Here is an 18,307-nt window from a genome sequence, read left to right as displayed (position 1 = left end):
GGCGGCGGCCCGTACGGGAGGGCCGGACCGCCGGACGGCCGCGGACCCTCTCCGGCAGGCTACCGGCGCCGCACCGCTCAGCGGCCGCGCAGCCGCCGTACGAGGATGCTCGCGTCGCCCCGCGACTCCAGGTCCGCGAGGACCACCGCGACCGCCTCACGGACGATGCGTCCGCGGTCGACGGCCAGTCCGTGCTCGCCGCGCAGCACGAGACGCGCGTGTTCGAGGTCCATCAGCTCCTCGGCGGAGACGTAGACCGTGATCTTCTCGTCGTGGCGCTCCCGGCCGCTGGGCCTGCGGTTCGCGCCGCGCCCGCCACCACGCCTGCGCTGCTGCTGCACGACGGGTGCGGGAACCGGTTCCTGCGAGGACGGCGGCTGCGGGCGGCGGCCGGCCTGTGCGGCCACCGCGACCCGGTCGTTCTCGCCGCCGCGGCTGCGCGAGTCACCGGCGTCGGCGTCCGCCGCGGAGTGTTCCTCCTGCGCGGCGGGGGCTGCACCGGCGGGGGCCTCGGAGCCCTCTCCGGACGCCTCGGTCCCGGCCTCGGCCTCACCGGCCGGAGCCGGCACCCGGGTCTCGCCGTTCGCCTTGCGCCGCCGCTCCGCGGGGGACGAGGACTGCAGCCCCATCCCCCCGGTGGTACGGAACAGTTCGTCGGCCCCGGGCAGACTCACTCGGCGTGACACCGGGCGAGCACCTCCCTGGCGAGCTGGCGATAGGCGGCGGCACCGACCGAGTTGGAGGCGTACGTGGTGATGGGCTCACCGGCGACCGTGGTCTCCGGGAAGCGGACCGTACGCCCGATGACCGTGTGGTAGACGTGGTCGTCGAAGGCCTCGACGACGCGCGCGAGGACCTCGCGGCTGTGCACCGTACGGGAGTCGTACATGGTGGCGAGGATGCCGTCGAGCTCCAGCTCCGGGTTGAGCCGCTCCTGGACCTTCTCGATGGTCTCGGTGAGCAGCGCCACCCCGCGCAGCGCGAAGAACTCGCACTCGAGCGGCACTATCACCTTGTGCGCGGCGGTCAGCGCGTTCACGGTGAGCAGGCCGAGCGAGGGCTGGCAGTCGATCACGATGTAGTCGTAGTCGGCCATCAGCGGCTTCAGGGCGCGCTGCAGCGTGGACTCCCGGGCGACCTCGCTGACCAGCTGGACCTCGGCGGCCGACAGGTCGATGTTGCTCGGCAGCAGGTCCATGTTGGGCACGGCGGTCTTCAGGAGGACCTCGTCGGCCGCCATGCCCCGCTCCATGAGCAGGTTGTAGACGGTGAGGTCGAGCTCCATCGGGTTGACGCCGAGGCCGACGGACAGGGCCCCCTGCGGGTCGAAGTCGACGAGCAGGACGCGCCGGCCGTACTCCGCGAGCGCGGCACCCAGGTTGATGGTCGACGTGGTCTTGCCCACGCCGCCCTTCTGGTTGCACATCGCGATGATCTTCGCGGGGCCGTGATCGGTCAGCGGGCCCGGGATGGGGAAGTAGGGCAGGGGGCGGCCGGTCGGGCCGATCCGCTCGCGGCGCTGCCGGGCGGCGTCGGGCGCGAGGGTGGCCGCGTACTCCGGATCGGGCTCGTACTCGGCGTCTGGGTCGTAGAAGTGCCCCTGGGGCGCTTCGTCGAAGTCGGCGAAGTGGGCGGTGTCCCGGCCACTCTCGTTGCCGGCCATGGCGTTCACGTGTAGGCCGTCCATCATCTGGGGGGCTGTCGTCATGTGCTGGTGGGTGGCGAAGGTGCGGACAGCGACGGAGCCGACAGCCTCCAGCCCGTTCGGGCTCTGGCCCCGCGCCGGCATCCCTGGATGAACACCCCCGGGAGTAAATGTCGACTCATTCACAAGTCGTCTTACCTCCTTGGACGTGACCAGGAAACTTATCGATAGGTCAGCGTGGCACCATGCCGACGATTGGCGACTCTATGGCGTGTCACCGGTCCGCAGCAACACAATCCGCCGGACCCGGCCCGTTGTGTCGGCAATCGAACACCCCGCTGTCAAGGGCGCGCAGCCCTTCGGGCGCACTTTTCGCGGGGGCACGAATCGGTTAAAGGGTTACGTTCGAGACGAGTTGCGCGCGGCCCCGGGAAGGCCCGACACGCGTCCGGCCGGACCTTGCTCGGCAAGGTCCGGCCGGACGCGTGAGGTTGACGATCGGTGTTGACCCGTCAGCCGAGAAGCGTGCTCAGTTCGACGTGGTCGAGACCGTGCGCCTCGGCGACCTCGCGGTAAACGACCTGCCCGTCATGGGTGTTGAGGCCCTTGGCGAGTGCGGCGTCACGGCGCAGCGCCTCGGCCCAGCCACGGTTCGCGAGCTCCACGATGTAGGGCAGCGTCGCGTTGGTGAGGGCGTACGTGGACGTGTTCGGGACCGCGCCCGGCATGTTGGCGACGCAGTAGAAGACCGAGTCGTGAACCATGAAGGTCGGCTCGGCGTGCGTCGTCGGGTGCGAGTCCTCGAAGCAGCCACCCTGATCAATTGCAATGTCGACAAGTACACTTCCGGGCTTCATCTTGGCGACGAGCTCGTTGGTGACCAGCTTCGGGGCCTTCGCGCCGGGGATCAGCACGGCGCCGACGACGAGGTCCGCCTCGACGACGGCCTTCTCCAGTTCGAAGGCGTTGGAGACGACGGTCTGCACCTTGGTGCCGAAGATCTTGTCGGCCTCGCGGAGCTTGTTGATGTCCCTGTCGAGCAGCGTGACGTGGAATCCGAGACCGACGGCGATCTGCGTGGCGTTCCAGCCGGAGACGCCGCCGCCGATGACGACGGCCCGGCCGGCCGCCGTGCCGGGCACACCGCCGGGCAGCACGCCGCGGCCGCCGACCGAGCGCATCAGGTGGTACGCGCCGACCTGCGGGGCCAGCCGGCCCGCGACCTCGGACATCGGGGCGAGCAGCGGCAGCGCGCGGTTCGCGGTCTCGACGGTCTCGTAGGCGATGGCGGTGGTGCCGGACTCCAGCAGCGCGTCCGTGCACGCGCGGGAGGCGGCGAGGTGCAGGTACGTGAAGAGGGTCTGGTCCTTGCGGAGGCGGTGGTACTCCTCGGCGACCGGCTCCTTGACCTTCAGCAGCAGGTCGGCGGTGGCCCAGACCTCGTCGGCGGTGGGCAGGATCTGCGCCCCGGCGGCGACGTACTCCAGGTCCGTGATGGAGGAGCCGGCCCCGGCGTTCTCCTCGACGACGACCTGGTGGCCGTGGCGGACGAGCTCGTGCACACCGGCAGGCGTGATCGCCACGCGGAACTCGTTGTTCTTGACTTCGCGGGGGATGCCGACCTTCACGTCGATCACGGTCCTTGGCTCAGAGGGTTATCCGGGCATAGCCATACATACCCGGATAGACACAGCGTAAATGGAGACACCGCGAAGACCCGCGGCAGAGCCAGTCTAATGAAGGGCTTCCCGCTGTCTAGCCTTACAAAGCATTAATTTTCTGTCGATGGACTACGGATTTCGTAGGCTGCGCTCTCCTCGCCCAGCAATCTCTCGGCCGCACCCCTGTGCAGACCCGCGGCCGCGGGGTCTCCGAGCCGGTCCAGCGTGTCGGCCAGCCGGAGCTCCAGAGCGGCCTGCAGCCGCAGGTCCTTGGCCTGCCGCGCCCATTCCACGGCCTCCCGGCAGGTCTGCAGCGACTCCTGCGGACGGCCCGCGTACTCCTGGACCCGGGCGACCTCGCTGAGCGCCCGCGCCTGGGCCGGCAGGTCGCCGAGCCTGCGGTAGCCGGCCGCCGCGGCCCGCCAGCTCCGCAGCGCCTCCCCGTACCGGCCGGCGTAGGTGTGGACGGTGCCGATCCGCCCGTACAGCCGCGCCTCGTCGGCCCGCTCCCCCTGGGTGAGCCGCTGGGCGAGCGCCCGCCCGTACCAGTCGGAGGCCCGGTGGAAGTCGCCCAGCTCGGCGTAGGCACCGCCTACGGATTCCATCGCGCGGCCGGTGGCGTACGGGTCCTTCGCGGCCCGTCCGGCGTCCAGCGCGGCCCGGTAGCGCGCCAGCGCCTCCCGGGTCCGGCCGGTCCCGGCGTCGAGATCCGCGAGGTTGAGCAGAGCGGCCGCCCGCTCCCGGGGCAGCTCGCGCCGCTCCGCCACGGCCAGCACCAGACCGTGCAGTCCGTAGAGATCGGGCGCGGCCGCCTCGGTGCCCTCGTGCGCGGCCAGCGCCCGTACCAGGGCGGCCACCAACCGCCTTGCCAGGGTGTCGAGTTCACCGTCCTCGACGGCGATCCTGGCGGAGGCGAGCAGCGCGGGCCGGCGGCTGCGCAGCCATGCGGCGGCGGCCTCGGGAGCCGGGAACCGCAAGGAGCGCGGCAGCCCGGCCAGCTTGCGCCGGGCCGGGGAGCCTTCGGGTTCGGTGACCGCCCGGCAGGACTGGAGCAGCCGCACGGTGCGCTCCAGCATCCGGGCGCGGGCGAGCTGGATCTCGGCCGGGCGGTCCCGGTCCTCCAGCAGCGCCCGCAGCAGCCCGGCGAGGCAGCCGGGCACCTCGTACTGCGGCTCCTCGGCCCCGTCGGCCCGCAGCAGGCCCAGCGTCACGAAGTCGTCGAGGGTGGTCCGGGCGGCCGAGACGGAGCAGCCGGCCAGCGCCGATGCGGTGTGGGCGTCGGCGAGCCCGGCCGGGGCGAGGGAGAGCAGACGCAGTATCCGGGCGGCGGTCGGCGGCAGCGAGTCGTGGACCAGCCGGAACGCACGGGCCAGCGGGCGGGCGCCGGTGGGCTGCTCGGCGTCGTCCGGCAGCTCCCGCAGCTGTTTGGTGACGTCGGCCACCGAGGCCGTCGGCCGGGTGGCGAGCCAGCCGCCGATCATGACCAGTGCGGCGGGCTGGCCCCCGCACTCCTCGGCCAGGGTCTCGGCCGTCAGCGGGTCGACGGTGATCCTGACCTGGCCGATGGCACGGGCGAGCAACTGGACGGCGGAGGCCGCGTCCAGGCCGCCGAGGGTGCAGGGCCGGACACCGGGGATGCCGGTCAACGGGCCCTGGGAGGTGGCGACGACGAGGCAGTCCGGGTTGTCCGGCAGCAGCGGGTCGACCTGTTCGGCGTCGGGTGCGTCGTCGAGCAGCAGCAGGACGCGGCGTACGGCGAGCGCCTCGCGGACCATCTCGGTGAGTTCGTCCGCGTCCGCGCCGGGCGGTCCGGCCACGCCGAGGCCGCCGAGGAGTTCGCGCGCGGCGCGGTCGGCGGGTACGGGGGTGCCGTCGGGTTCGGTGAGCCGGACGCGGATCAGCCCGTCGGGGTAGTCGCCGGTGCCGAGCAGCCTGCGGGTGAGTTCACCGGCCAGCGCGGTGCGGCCGGAGCCGGGGCGTCCGGCGATCAGCAGGACCCGGGCCCTGCCGCTCTTGCGCCCGGCCATGGTGTCCAGTCCGGCACGCTCGATATCGGCCCGGAGTTCCTTCAACTCTCGCTCGCGCCCGAAGAATTGGACTGGCTCGACGGTGTCCGGCTCCTCGGTCCCCGCTGCCTCAGCCGGGCCGCTGGTGTCCACCGCCTGATCCGTCACGGGCCACGCTCCACTTCGCTGCACGCGTCGCCCGCCGGGACTCCGGTCAGGGCGTTCCGAGCGTAGTTCAGGCGGGTGGACGAATCGGGTGGAGCGCGGCGGAGACATCCCCCGATCGGATCAGCATTTCTTCCGATCGGGGGACGTCCGGGAGGGTGCGCACGGGGTCGCGCGGACGGTTCCGCGGGGTCCCCGACGGTCCGTCAGGCCTCGAACGGGCGGGCGGGCCAGGGGGCCTCCGCGGGCCGCAGCGCGTCGGTCCCGTCGCCCGCGCGCGCGGCGGCCAGTGCCAGCACCCCCACCACCAGGCAGCTGTTGTGCAGGTCCCCGGCGAGCACGCCCCGCACGAGGTCCTGGAGCGGCACCCGGGCCACCTCCATGTCGGCCTCCTCCTCGGAGACCTCGAAGCGCTCCCCGTCCGCCTCGGAGATGTTCCGGGCGAGGAAGATCCGTACGGCTTCGTCGCAGCCGCCGGGCGTGGTGTAGATGTCGGTCAGCACCCGCCAGTCCTCGGCCTTGACGTACGCCTCCTCGTAGAGCTCGCGCTGCGCGGCGTGCAGCGGGTTCTCGCCGGGGACGTCGAGCAGTCCGGCCGGGATCTCCCACAGCTTGTGGCGCACCGGGTGGCGGTACTGGCGCAGCACGAGGACGCGGTCCTCGTCGTCGAGCGCGAGCACGGCGACCGAGCCGGGGTGGACCTGGTAGTCGCGGCGCACGACCGTGCCGTCGGGCATCTCCACGTCATCGGTGCGGACGCTGGTCTTGTTGCCCCGGAACGGAGTCACGGTCGCGGTGACCGGCCACTCCTCGGGCGTGTCCTGGAAACCCATCTACGTCCTCCCACAAAAAACAGTGACCGGGGTACCCGTCCTCGAAGGACGGGTACCCCGGTCAACCGTAACGCCTGCGCGGGTGCTGTTACTTAACCGGCTCGGCGCCCGTCTTGCGGGCGACGGCCGCCTTCACCAGGCCCGCGAAGAGCGGGTGCGGGCGGGTCGGGCGGGAGCGCAGCTCCGGGTGCGCCTGGGTGGCGACCAGGTAGGGGTGGACCTCGCGCGGGTATTCGACGTACTCGACGAGCTTGTTGTCCGGGGAGGTGCCGGAGAAGACCAGTCCGGCCTTCTTCTCCAGCTCGGCGCGGTAGGCGTTGTTGACCTCGTAGCGGTGGCGGTGGCGCTCGTCCACGTACGGCAGGTCGTCATAGGCCTCGCGGACCAGCGAGCCCTCGGCGAGCTTCGCCGGGTACAGGCCGAGCCGCATGGTGCCGCCCAGGTCGCCCGCGCCCTCGACGTACGCCAGCTGCTCCTCCATCGTCGAGATGACGGGGTGGGAGGTGGCGGCGTCGAACTCGGTGGAGTTGGCGTCGGGGATCTCGGCGAGGTTGCGCGCCGCCTCGATCACGATGCACTGCAGGCCGAGGCAGAGGCCGAGCAGCGGCACCTTGTTCTCACGGGCGTACTGGATGGCGCCGACCTTGCCGATGACACCGCGCTCGCCGAAGCCGCCGGGGATGCAGACCGCGTCGACGTCGCCGAGGGCCTTCTGGGCACCGGCCGGGGTCTTGCAGTCGTCGGAGGCGACCCACTTGACCTTGACCCGGGCCTTGTTGGCGAAGCCGCCGGCCCGGATGGCCTCGGTGACCGAGAGGTACGCGTCGGGCAGGTCGATGTACTTGCCGACCAGGGCGACGGTGACCTCGTGGTCGGGGTTGTGGACGCGGTCCAGCAGGTCGTCCCAGGTGGTCCAGTCGACATCGCGGAACGGCAGGTCGAGCTTGCGCACGACGTAGGCGTCCAGACCCTCGGTGTGCAGCACCTTGGGGATGTCGTAGATCGACTTGGCGTCCACACAGGCCACCACGGCGGCCTCGTCGACGTCGCACATCAGCGAGATCTTGCGCTTGATGGCGGTCGGTACGTCACGGTCGGCGCGGAGCACGATGGCATCCGGCTGAATACCGATGTTGCGCAGCGCGGCGACCGAGTGCTGGGTGGGCTTCGTCTTGAGCTCGCCGGACGGGCCGATGTAGGGCAGCAGCGAGATGTGCACGACGAAGACGTTGTCCCGGCCGACCTCGTGGCGGACCTGGCGGACGGTCTCCAGGAACGGCAGCGACTCGATGTCGCCGACCGTGCCGCCGACCTCGGTGATGACGACGTCGACGTCGTCGGTGGCCATGCGGCGGATGCGGTGCTTGATCTCGTTGGTGATGTGCGGGATCACCTGGACCGTGTCGCCGAGGTACTCGCCGCGCCGCTCCTTCGCGATGACCTGCGAGTACACCTGGCCGGTGGTGACGTTGGCGGTGCCGTCGAGGTCGACGTCGAGGAAGCGCTCGTAGTGCCCGATGTCCAGGTCGGTCTCGGCGCCGTCGTTGGTGACGAACACCTCACCGTGCTGGAAGGGGTTCATCGTGCCCGGGTCGACGTTCAGGTACGGGTCGAGCTTCTGCATGGTGACCCGAAGGCCGCGCGCCTTGAGCAGGGCACCGAGGCTGGAGGCAGTCAGACCCTTGCCGAGGGAAGAGGCGACACCCCCGGTGACGAAGATGTGCTTGGTCGTCGTGGATGTGGGCTGCATAGCCAAAGGGGGCTCCCGTGGTCGCGATCGTGAGGTGCGTACCGGCGTTGCCGTCCGGAGATTCCGGAGGTGCCGTCGCTGCGGTTCGGGGGCCTCGTCTGCTGTTGCGGACGACCACCGGTCCACGGGCTACCAGGGTAACAGCGACGAGGGGAGCCTGCTTCCGGCCACTCCCGGCACACCCTGCACACAGGATCACCGCACGTCTCTCACGCCCCACCCGTTCGGCTCATCTCTGTTGCCGAGAGCGTCGCGCGGATCACCCGGGTGCGTCGTATCCTGCTCGGACACTCGCTCCGGGCGAGGTAAGAGCTCGCAGGTTCCCCCACATCAACCCCTTGCAACGACCTCTTGACCCGCAGTAAGCGCCCTACGGGGCGACATGGCCGTTCGACTGGAGATGCACGTGGCCGGGCGCATCGAGGATTACGCACTCATCGGAGACATGCAGACCGCCGCCCTGGTCTGCCGGGACGGCACAGCCGACTGGCTGTGCCTGCCCCGCTTCGATTCACACGCCGTCTTCGCGGGACTGCTGGGCACCGAGGAGCACGGCTTCTGGCGCCTGGGACCGGCACATCCGGAGGGCACGGAGCCCCCGGTGGCCGACCGCCGCCGTTATCGCGGGGACTCACTCATCCTGGAATCGGAGTGGGACACGCCGCGCGGCACGGTCAGAGTGACCGATTTCATGCCGCCGCGTGACGGCGCTCCGCAGCTGATCCGGATCGTGGAGGGAATCAGCGGCCGGGTGCCGGTGCGCTCGCAGCTGCGCATGCGGTTCAGCTACGGGCGCGTCACCCCATGGGTGCACAAGGTGGACGGCCGTACGGTCGCCGTCGCCGGCCCCGACTCGGTCTGGTTCGACACCCCGGCGGAGACGTACGGCGAGAACCTGACGACGTACGCGGACTACACCGTCGCCCCCGGCGACCGGATCGCGTTCACCATCAGCTGGCAGCCCTCGCACCGCGAGCCGCCCGCGGTCCCGGACCCGGAGGGCTCACTGGAGGCCACCGCGGACTTCTGGCGCGAGTGGGTCGAGCAGTGTACGTACCACGGCCCCTACCGCGAGGCCGTGGTCCGCTCGCTGATCACCCTGAAGGCCCTGACGTACGCGCCGACCGGCGGCATCGTCGCCGCGCCGACCACCTCGCTGCCGGAGGACATCGGCGGCTCCCGCAACTGGGACTACCGCTACACCTGGCTGCGCGACGCCGCGATCACCCTGTCCTCGCTGCTGCGCACCGGCTACCGCGAGGAGGCCCGGGCCTGGCGCGAATGGCTGCTGCGGGCGGTCGCGGGCGACCCCGAGAACCTCCAGATCATGTACGGCATCGCGGGCGAGCGGGAACTCGGCGAGGCCGAGCTGGAGTGGCTGCCCGGTTACGAGAACTCCGGCCCGGTCCGGGTCGGCAACGGCGCCGCGGGCCAGCTCCAGCTGGATGTGTACGGCGAGGTCACCGAGGCGCTGCACCTGGCGCACATGACGGGGCTGACCCGCAACGACTACGCGACCGGTCTCCAGCTCAAGCTGATCGAGTACCTGGAGAAGCACTGGGACGAGCCGGACGAGGGCATCTGGGAGGTGCGCGGTCCGCGCCGGCACTTCGTGCACTCCAAGGTGATGGCCTGGGTCGCGGTCGACCGGACGATCAAGCTGATCGAGTCCGGCGACACGGACGGACCGCTGGAGAAGTGGCGCGAGCTGCGCGACGACATCCACCGCGACGTGTGCGAGCGGGGCTACGACAAGGAGCGCAACACCTTCACCCAGTCCTACGGGTCGAAGGAACTGGACGCCTCGCTGCTGCTGATCCCGCAGATGGGCTTCCTGCCGCCCGACGACAAGCGGGTCATCGGCACGATCGAGGCGATCCAGCGGGAGCTGTCCACCGAGGACGGCTTCGTGCTCCGGTACCCCACCTCGGGCGAGAACGCGGGCGTGGACGGTCTGGAGGGCGACGAGGGCGCGTTCCTGGCGTGTTCGTTCTGGCTGGCGGACGACCTGGCGATGATCGGCCGGGTCGACGAGGCCCGACAGCTCTTCGAGCGCCTGCTCTCGCTCCGCAACGACCTGGGCCTGCTGGCCGAGGAGTGGGACGCGCGGCTGCAGCGCCAGGTGGGCAACTTCCCGCAGGCCTTCAGCCATGTGCCGCTGATCGACACGGCACTGCGGCTGACGGCGAGCGGGGCGTACGTGGGCTGAGCGGCCGGACCGCGGCGGGCCGCAAGGTCCGCCGCGGAACGCCGCCGTCAGCCGGTCTGCGGCCCCGGGCCCGTCTCGACCGGGCGGAGCTCCGACGGCAGCCCCCACTCGCTCCAGGACCCGTCGTACACCGCGTTCTCGCGGTATCCGGCCAGCTCCGCCCCCAGCGTCAGCACGCAGGCGGTGACACCCGATCCGCAGCTGAAGTACAGCCGCTCCCGGTCGCCGGCCAGAGCACCGAACGCGGCGCGCAGCTCGGCGGCCGGCAGCATCCGGCCGTCCCGCTGGATCTCGCCGAACGGCAGATTGACCGCGCCGGGCATATGGCCGCCGCGCAGCCCCGCGCGCGGCTCGGGAGCCGTACCGGCGAACCGTTCCCGGGCCCTCGCGTCGAAGACCGCGGCCGCCGGGTCGGCCAGGGCCGCCGCCACCTCGTCGGCTCCGGCGAACAGCCCCGTACGCGGCCTCGCGGTGAAGTCACCGCGCTCCGCGGCGCCCGGCGCGCCGCTCTCCACCGGCAGTCCGGCGGCCGTCCAGCCGGGCAGGCCCCCGTCGAGCACCGCGACCCGGTCGAAGCCCATCGCCCGGAGCATCCACCAGGCCCGGGCGCTGGAGTAGATACCCACCGCGTCGTAGACGACGACCGTGTCGCCGTCGTCGAGGCCGAGGGCGCGCAGCTCCTCGGTGAACCGGGCGGCACCGGGCATCGTGTGGGGCAGCGGACCCGAGTGGTCGGAGAGCGCGCCGTCGATGTCGAACGGGCGCGCCCCCGCGATCCGCCGGGCGCTCCCCCGGTTCGCGCCGACCGAGGCGTCCAGCACCAGCAGCCCCGGCGCCCCGAGCCGCGCGGCGAGCCAGTCGGCGCCGACCAGCGGCCCGGGCAGGGCGGCGCCGTGCGGCCGGCCCCCGCCCGCCCGGTGACCGTCCCCGTCCTCGCTCCCGTCTCCGTCCCCGTACGACAGCACCTCGTCGTCCACGCTTCGTCCCCCTCGTCCCGGTACCGGATTTTCAAGATCGCAGCGGGCTCCGGTCCTGTCAACGGCCCACCGCCCCGGCGGAGCCGTCGGCGCCCCGGGCCGGTACCTTCCTGACCAGGGCGACCGCGACGGGGCGGCCGCCCGCCCGATCCGACCGAAGTGCGAGGCCAGAGCCAGTGGAGACCCAAGGCGGCATCACCGTGCAGCGTGCCCTTGAGCTTCCCGGGCTGCGCAGCGGGCTCCCCGAGGTGGTGGCGGGCTCCGACCGGCTCGGCCGCACCGTGCGCTGGGTGCACGCGGGCGAGGTCCCCAACATCGCCTCGCTGCTCAAGGGCGGCGAGCTGCTCCTCACCACCGGTCTCGGCCTCGGCACCCGCCCGGCCGAACAGCGCGCCTTCGTCCGCCGGCTCGCCGACCGCGGCATCGCCGCCCTCGTCGTGGAGCTCGGCCCGCGCTTCAGCAGACTGCCGGCGTCGATCGTGGACGCGGCGCGCGCGGCGGGGCTGCCGCTGGTCCAGCTGCACCGCGAGGTGCCGTTCGTGACGGTGACGGAGGAGATCCACACCGAGATCGTCAACGGGCACTACGCCCTCCTGCAGCGGGCCGAGGAGGTGCACCGGCGCTGCACCGTGGCGCTGCTCGGTGGCGGCGGGGTGCCCCAGGTGCTCGGCATCCTGGCGGACTTCACCGCCAATCCGGTCTTCCTGGAGACGGCCGACGGCCAGTTGCTGTACGCGGCGGGCACCGAGTCCGGACCGGTCTCCGCCGACCCGCTCCAGGTCTGGGACGGGATGCGCGGCGGCCGGGCGGCCCGCGAGTCGCCGCCCGCGAGCGCGCTGCTGGTGGATGTGCCCGGCGGCGGGCCGGGGGCCGGTTCGGTGCGGGCCAGACTGGTCCTGCTGGCCGTGGACGGTCCGCTGGTGACGGTGCACCGGATGGCGGCGGAGCGGGCGGCGGGCCTCCTCGCGGTGGTGCTGATGCAGGCCCGCCAGGAGGAGGAGCTCGCGGCGCGCGGCCGCGGCGACTTCCTGACCGATCTCGCGGAGGGGCGCATCACCCCCGAGGACGCCCCGGCGCAGGCCCGGGTGCTGGGCTTCAAGCCGGGCGAGATGCCGCTGCTGCCCGTGGTGATGCGGCTGGCCCCGGAGCTCTCCCCCTCCGGCAACTGGGCGCTGCTGGCGCGCGCGGTCCTGGAGGAGCTGTCCTCGGTGGGCGTGCCCGTGCTGCTCGGGGTGCGGCCGGTGGAGGGCCGGGTGCCGCTGCTGCTGGGGCTGCGCACCGAGTCGGAGCGTACGGCGGTGGCCGACCGGGTCGCCGCGGCGCTGCGGGCCGGGGTGGAGCGGGCCGGTCTGGAACGGGCGGGCTCCCATCCGCCGGTCGTGGTGGTCGGTGTGCCGGGTGGCTGGGGGGCGGCCGGGGCCGGGCTGCGGCACGCGGCGGAGACGGCTACGGCGGCGCAGGGGCTCGACGACCGGCCCTGGTACGACGCGCGGCGCCTCGACATCGATCTGCTGCTGTGGCGGCTGCGGGACCATCCGGACCTGGCGGCGTTCGTCGAGCGGGCGATCGGCCCGCTGCGCGATCACGACCGCACCTCGCGCCCGCCGCTGCTGCCCACGCTGGAGACGTATCTGGCCCATGCGGGCCGCAAGGCGGAGACGGCCCGCGAACTGCACCTGAACCGTCAGACGCTGTACAACCGGCTGGCCCGCATCGGTGAACTCCTCGGCACCGACCTGGACGACCCGCAGGCCGTCCTGGCGCTGAGCCTGGCCCTGCGCGCCCGCCGCCACACCACCTAAGTACTGACGGCTCTCAGTGGCTGCGGGCCGTCCCGAGCGGCTGGACCAACTCGTCGTACACACTCAGCACTTGGGCGATCGTGTCGTCCTCGGTCGGCCAACTCGCCGCCTGCCGGGGCCCGGCGGCCGCCAGCCGCTCCCGTGCCGCCGGATCGCCGAGCAGCCGGGACACCGTCCGGGCGAGCGCCTCCGCGTTCCCGTACGGGACGAGTTCGGCCGCGTCGCCCACGAGTTCGGGGATCCCGCCGACCGCGGTGGCGACCAGCGGCACCCCGATCCGCAGCGCCTCCTGGGCCAGTACCGAACGGGCCTCCCAGCGGCTGGACAGCACGACCAGGTCGGCGACGGCCAGGAGTTCGGCGATGTCGGTACGGGTGCCGATCAGCGAGACGGGCAGGTCCTCGGCCTTGATCCGGCGCCGCAGCGCCGCCCGCTCCCGCCCCTCGCCCGCGATGACCAGCAGGGGTACGGGGTCCAGCCGGCGCCACGCGCGTGCCGCGTCGAGCAGCGTGCCGTACCCGTACTGCGGTACGAGACTGCCCACCGCCATGATCAACGGCCTTTCCACCGCGCCGAGTTCGGCCCTCAGCTTGCCGTCGGGGGCGGGCGCAGGGACACGCGGCGCGGGAGAGGCGACGGGCGCGAGGCGGGCGTCGCGCGCGCCGCGCCGCCTGGCCCGGTCGACCAGGTCGGACGACGCGCCGAGCACAACGGACGCCGCCCGGGCGGCCCTTCGCTCCAGCAGGTGCAGCAGCCGGCGACGGGCGCCCTCGGCATGGGCCCGGGTGTGCCAGGTGACGACGAGCGGGACGCGGCGGCCACCGAGCGCCAGAGCGGCCCGCACGGCGGCGTGCAGTCCGTGCGCGTGCACGACGTCCGCACCGGCGCAGGCGGCGCGCAGCGCGCCGACGGCGGCGGGGTCACTGCGCCGCGGCACGGGCACGAAGCCGGCCCCCGTGGCGGAGAACTCGTAGACGCGGTCCAGTGCGGCCGGCGCGCAGACGGTGACCTGCACGCCTCGCGCGACCAGTCCGGCGGCCAGCGATCCGACGTGGGCGCTGCTGCCCGCACTGCCGCCGCCGAGCACTTGGACCGTACGCAGCTGTGACACGTTGAATGGCTCCCGGGGCTCCGGAGTCGGCGGCAAGAAGGCCCCGCGATCGGTGGCGTCGGGCCCTCTCCGTACACCGCCAAGGATGCCAGTCCGTACGCACGTTCCGGCACGGCCGAACCGTTACGCCGGTACGCACCGCGACAAACCGGGCGTGGCGCACCACCCGCACGGGTGAAATCGCGGAGCTCCGGGCAGCCCCCGGACACCGCGGTCACCTCCGCACGGGTGCTATCCGTCCGCCCGCGCCGTGGCCAGCAGTTCCTCCGCGTGCGCCCGGGCCGTCTCGGAGTCCTCCTGGCCCGCGAGCATCCGGGACAGCTCCCGCACCCGGTCCTCGCCCTCCAGGACGGTGACACCGCTCCTGGTGACCGAGCCGTCCACGGTCTTCTCGACCAGCAGCTGCCGGTCGGCGAACGCGGCGACCTGGGGCAGGTGCGTGACGACCACGACCTGCGCCGACCTGGCGAGCTTGGCCAGCCGGCGGCCGACCTCGACGGCCGCCTTGCCGCCGACGCCCGCGTCCACCTCGTCGAAGAGATAGGTGGGTACCGGGTCGGACCCGGCGAAGACCACCTCGACGGCGAGCATCACCCGCGACAGCTCACCGCCCGAGGCGCCCTTGGCGATCGGCCGGGGCTGGGCGCCGGGGTGCGGGGCCAGCAGCAGTTCGACCTCGTCGGCGCCGGACGGGCCGTAGGCCACGTTGCGTCCGCCGATCTCGATGCCGGACGCCTCGTCGGCCGCCTCGGTCTGCCGGATGTCGAAGGAGACCCGGGCGTGCGGCATGGCGAGGGAGGCGAGTTCCGCGGTCACCGCTTCGGCGAACAGCGCGGCGGCCGCCGTGCGGGCGTCCGTCAGTGCCTGGCCGAGGCCGGAGAGTTCGGTGCGCAGCGCGTCCCGCTCCGCGGTGAGTTCGCCGATCCGGTCGTCGTCGCCCTCCAGCTCGGTGAGCCGGGCGGCCCCGTCCTCGGCCCAGGCCAGGACGGCGGCGATGTCCGTGCCGTACTTGCGGGTGAGACCGGTGAGCGCGGCCCGCCGCTCCTCCACCGCGGCGAGCCGGAGCGGATCGGAGTCCAGCTGGTCCGCGTACCCGGACAGTTCGCCGGAGACGTCGGCGAGCAGGATGGAGATCTCGCCGACCCGGTCGGCGAGCGCGGCGAGGGCCGGGTCGTGGGCGCGGACCCCGTCCAGGGCCTGCCGGGCCGCTGCCACGACGGTCGTCGCGTCGACGGCCTCCTGGTCCTCCGGGTTGCCGGCCAGCGCGGTGTGCGCGAGGGCGGCGGCGGAGGCGAGCGCGTCGGCGTGACCGAGCCGCTGCGCCTCGGCGGCGAGCTCGGTGTCCTCGCCGGGCAGCGGTTCGACGCCGGCGACCTCGTTCAGCCCGAAGCGCAGCAGATCGGCTTCCTGGGCGCGCTCGCGGGCGCGCGTCGTCAGCTCGTCGAGTTCACCGGCGACCTCGCGCAGCCGCCGGTAGGCCGCCGCGTACTTGGCGTGGGGTCCGGCGACGCCGTCGCCCGCGTACCGGTCCAGGGCCTGCCGCTGCCGGGCCGGCTTGAGCAGCCCCTGCTGGTCGGTCTGGCCGTGCACGGCGACGAGTTCGTCGGCGAGTTCGGCCAGCACGCCGACCGGCACGGATCTGCCGCCGAGATGGGCCCGGGAGCGCCCTTCCGCGGAAACGGTACGGCTGATGAGCAGCGCACCGTCCTCGATCTCGGCCCCGGCCTCCTCGGCCCTCAGCGCCGCGGCGTCGCCCTCGGCCACCGTGATCCGGCCCTCGACGACGGCGGCCTTGGCACCGATCCGCACCAGGGCGGGGTCGGCACGTCCGCCGAGCAGCAGCCCCAGGCTGGTGACGACCATGGTCTTGCCCGCGCCGGTCTCACCGGTCACCGCGGTGAAACCGGGTGACAGCTCCACCACCGCGTCGTCGATGACTCCGAGCGACCGTATCCGCATCTCCTCCAACACGGACATGACCATACGAGGTTTCGTGGCCCGCGCGCACACGGGCCGGGGTCACGGAGCCGGATCGAGTGGTGCGCCGCGCTCCCGTGACCCCCGGCCCGGGGTCAGTGCGGTGCGCCCCGCCACCCCGACACCGGCAGGGCGAACTTGGCGACCAGCCGGTCCGTGAAGGACGCCTGGTGCAGCCGGGCCAGCCGGACGGGCACGGCGCCGCGCCGCACCTCGACGCGTGCGCCGGCGGGCAGTTCCACGGTCCTGCGCCCGTCGCACCACAGCACTCCGTGCGGGGTGTGCGGCTGGACCTCGACGGCGAGCACCGAGGTCGGTGACGTCACCAGCGGCTTGGCGAACAGGGCGTGGGCGCTGATCGGGACCATGAGGAGTGCCTCGACCTCGGGCCAGACGACGGGACCGCCGGCCGAGAAGGCGTACGCGGTCGAGCCGGTGGGCGTCGCGCACACGATGCCGTCGCAGCCGAACCCGGTCACCGGCCGGCCGTCGATCTCCAGCACGACCTCCAGCATCCGCTCGGGCGACACCTTCTGCACGGCGGCCTCGTTGAGCGCCCAGTCGGTGTGCACGACGGTGCCGTTGCTGTGCACGAGGACGTCGATCGTCATGCGTTCCTCGACGGTGTACGCCCGGGTGACGACCCGGTCGACGACCTTGTCGAGGTCGTCGCGCTCGGCCTCGGCGAGGAAGCCGACCCGGCCGAGGTTGACGCCGAGCATCGGCACGCCGGAGGCGCGCGAGAGTTCGGCGCCGCGCAGCAGCGTCCCGTCGCCGCCGAGAACGATCAGCAGCTCGCAGCCGTTGACCGCCTCGGGCGTGGCATCGGTGACGGTCTCGACGGACGGCGGCAGCGGCAGATCGGCCGCCTCATGGGCCAGGACCCGCACGCCCAGGCCGCTGCGGAGCAGCCCCTGGACGACGAGCTCGGCGCTGCGGATCGCGGCCGGCCGGCCGGTGTGCGCCAAAAGAAAGACTGTTCGTGCCGCATTCGTCGTCAACGAGGCCCCTCCGCCACTGCACGGTCGACATCCGCGGGATCCAGTTCAGGTGCTCCGGCCCGCAGCCACAGAAAGTACTCGACATTCCCCGACGGCCCGGGCAACGGGCTCGCCGTCACACCCCGGACCCCCAGGCCCAGCGCCCAGGCCCGGCGGGCCACCTCCCGGACCGCCTCGGCGCGCAGCTCCGGACTGCGCACCACTCCGCCGCTGCCGAGCCGCTCCTTGCCGACCTCGAACTGCGGCTTGACCATGAGGACCAGGTCGGCGTCCGGGGCGGCGCAGCGCGCCAGGGCGGGCAGGACGAGCCCGAGCGGGATGAACGACAGATCGCCCACCACCAGGTCCACGGCCTCCCCGTCGATCGCCTCCAGGGTCAGTTCCCGCACGTTGGTACGGTCCTTGACGGTGACGCGTTCATCGGACTGGAGCGACCAGGCGAGCTGCCCGTAGCCGACGTCCACGGCCAGGACGCGGGCGGCTCCGGCGCGCAGCAGCACATCGGTGAACCCGCCGGTCGACGCCCCGGCGTCCAGCGCGCGCCGTCCCGCGACCTCCAGCCCGAGCGGGACGAAGGCGGCGAGGGCGCCCGCCAGTTTGTGGCCGCCCCGCGAGACGTACTCGGGGTCGCTGTCGTCCTTGGTGACGACGACGGCGGCACTCGTCTCGACCTGGGTGGCCGGTTTGGTCGCGGTGTTGCCGCCGACGGTCACCCGTCCTGCGGCGATCAGCTGGCTCGCATGCTCGCGCGAGCGGGCCAGCTTTCGGCGCACCAGCTCGGCGTCGAGGCGGCGACGGGCCACTCCTGCCACGTTCGGTTCAGCTCCTGTTGTTGTACGAGTTGTTGTACGAGGGCGTCGGCGCGGGCACCGGCGCGGGTCCGGGCCGGGCGTCCAGCGCGGTCAGCGCGTCGCGCAGGGCCCCGTGCACATCCTCGTACACCTCGATGTGTCCGTCCGCCGGGAGGTGGTCCGCATCGGCCAGACGCTCCAGCCGCGCGTCCACCTCGGCGTGGCCCGTGGGCGTGCGTACGACGCCGAGGGGCGCGGGGTCCGCGGGCAGGTGCGGCACGGGGGCCGACGGCTCCTGCGGGGCGTCCTGCGCCGTCTGCGCGGGCGCGGTTCCGGCGGCCGTGTCCGGCCCCGGCATCGAGTCGCTCATGCGGGAAAC

At 72.9% G+C, this 18,307-nt stretch carries 14 protein-coding genes; 2 read left to right on the top strand and 12 right to left on the bottom strand.

From position 1 onward, the window contains the following. Window positions 1-77: 77 nt before the first annotated feature. The 6 genes from OG521_31080 to OG521_31055 all read right to left on the bottom strand — a co-directional run bounded on the left by OG521_31080 (window position 78) and on the right by OG521_31055 (window position 8,060). On the bottom strand, window positions 78-674 hold the full coding sequence (locus OG521_31080; protein ID WUW26866.1) for a hypothetical protein: 597 nt from the start codon (window positions 672-674) through the stop codon (window positions 78-80). Then, entirely contained in the window at window positions 671-1,789 is a 1,119-nt protein-coding gene (locus tag OG521_31075) for a ParA family protein (GenBank protein ID WUW24963.1), read from the bottom strand. The genes OG521_31080 and OG521_31075 overlap by 4 nt, the downstream gene beginning before the upstream one ends. A gap of 368 nt (window positions 1,790-2,157) precedes the next feature. Beyond that, a complete protein-coding gene (gene ald, locus OG521_31070; GenBank protein WUW26865.1) occupies window positions 2,158-3,273 on the bottom strand; it encodes an alanine dehydrogenase in 1,116 nt (371 codons plus the stop codon). A gap of 143 nt (window positions 3,274-3,416) precedes the next feature. Then, window positions 3,417-5,480: a tetratricopeptide repeat protein gene (locus tag OG521_31065; GenBank protein ID WUW24962.1), complete on the bottom strand. Its 2,064-nt coding sequence runs from the start codon at window positions 5,478-5,480 to the stop codon at window positions 3,417-3,419. A 203-nt stretch (window positions 5,481-5,683) separates the two neighbouring features. After that, window positions 5,684-6,310, bottom strand: a complete 627-nt coding sequence (locus tag OG521_31060; GenBank protein ID WUW24961.1) for an NUDIX hydrolase — start codon at window positions 6,308-6,310, stop codon at window positions 5,684-5,686. Between the two features lie 88 nt (window positions 6,311-6,398). Further along, a complete protein-coding gene (locus OG521_31055) occupies window positions 6,399-8,060 on the bottom strand; it encodes a CTP synthase (protein WUW24960.1) in 1,662 nt (553 codons plus the stop codon). Window positions 8,061-8,466: 406 nt separating this feature from the next. On the opposite strand from OG521_31055, the gene OG521_31050 reads away from it, so the two are divergent. Next, complete coding sequence (locus tag OG521_31050; protein WUW26864.1) at window positions 8,467-10,269, top strand: glycoside hydrolase family 15 protein; 1,803 nt, start codon at window positions 8,467-8,469, stop codon at window positions 10,267-10,269. 47 nt (window positions 10,270-10,316) lie between these two features. Here OG521_31050 and OG521_31045 read toward each other — a convergent pair whose 3' ends face one another. Beyond that, complete coding sequence (locus tag OG521_31045; GenBank protein ID WUW26863.1) at window positions 10,317-11,153, bottom strand: sulfurtransferase; 837 nt, start codon at window positions 11,151-11,153, stop codon at window positions 10,317-10,319. Window positions 11,154-11,422: 269 nt separating this feature from the next. Between OG521_31045 and OG521_31040 the strand changes: the two genes are divergently transcribed. Then, on the top strand, window positions 11,423-13,048 hold the full coding sequence (locus tag OG521_31040) for a PucR family transcriptional regulator (GenBank protein WUW24959.1): 1,626 nt from the start codon (window positions 11,423-11,425) through the stop codon (window positions 13,046-13,048). A gap of 13 nt (window positions 13,049-13,061) precedes the next feature. Here the strand turns inward: OG521_31040 and OG521_31035 are convergent, their stop codons facing one another. The 5 genes from OG521_31035 to OG521_31015 all read right to left on the bottom strand — a co-directional run bounded on the left by OG521_31035 (window position 13,062) and on the right by OG521_31015 (window position 18,298). After that, complete coding sequence (locus tag OG521_31035) at window positions 13,062-14,159, bottom strand: glycosyltransferase family 4 protein (protein ID WUW24958.1); 1,098 nt, start codon at window positions 14,157-14,159, stop codon at window positions 13,062-13,064. Window positions 14,160-14,390: 231 nt separating this feature from the next. Further along, window positions 14,391-16,136, bottom strand: coding sequence for a DNA repair protein RecN (gene recN / locus OG521_31030; GenBank protein ID WUW24957.1), 1,746 nt, complete (start codon window positions 16,134-16,136; stop codon window positions 14,391-14,393). Window positions 16,137-16,231: 95 nt separating this feature from the next. Further along, complete coding sequence (locus tag OG521_31025) at window positions 16,232-17,137, bottom strand: NAD kinase (protein ID WUW24956.1); 906 nt, start codon at window positions 17,135-17,137, stop codon at window positions 16,232-16,234. Continuing rightward, complete coding sequence (locus tag OG521_31020; GenBank protein ID WUW24955.1) at window positions 17,134-17,949, bottom strand: TlyA family RNA methyltransferase; 816 nt, start codon at window positions 17,947-17,949, stop codon at window positions 17,134-17,136. The genes OG521_31025 and OG521_31020 overlap by 4 nt, the downstream gene beginning before the upstream one ends. A 7-nt stretch (window positions 17,950-17,956) precedes the next feature. Beyond that, the gene (locus tag OG521_31015) at window positions 17,957-18,298 is read right to left on the bottom strand and encodes a hypothetical protein (protein WUW24954.1); all 342 of its coding nucleotides are present in this window, start codon (window positions 18,296-18,298) and stop codon (window positions 17,957-17,959) included. Window positions 18,299-18,307: the final 9 nt, after the last annotated feature.

It is taken from the genome of Streptomyces sp. NBC_01463, from assembly GCA_036227345.1.
GTDB lineage: Bacteria > Actinomycetota > Actinomycetes > Streptomycetales > Streptomycetaceae > Streptomyces.
The sequence above is the reverse complement of the archived record's forward strand: the minus strand, read 5'-3'. Positions and strand labels throughout refer to the sequence as shown.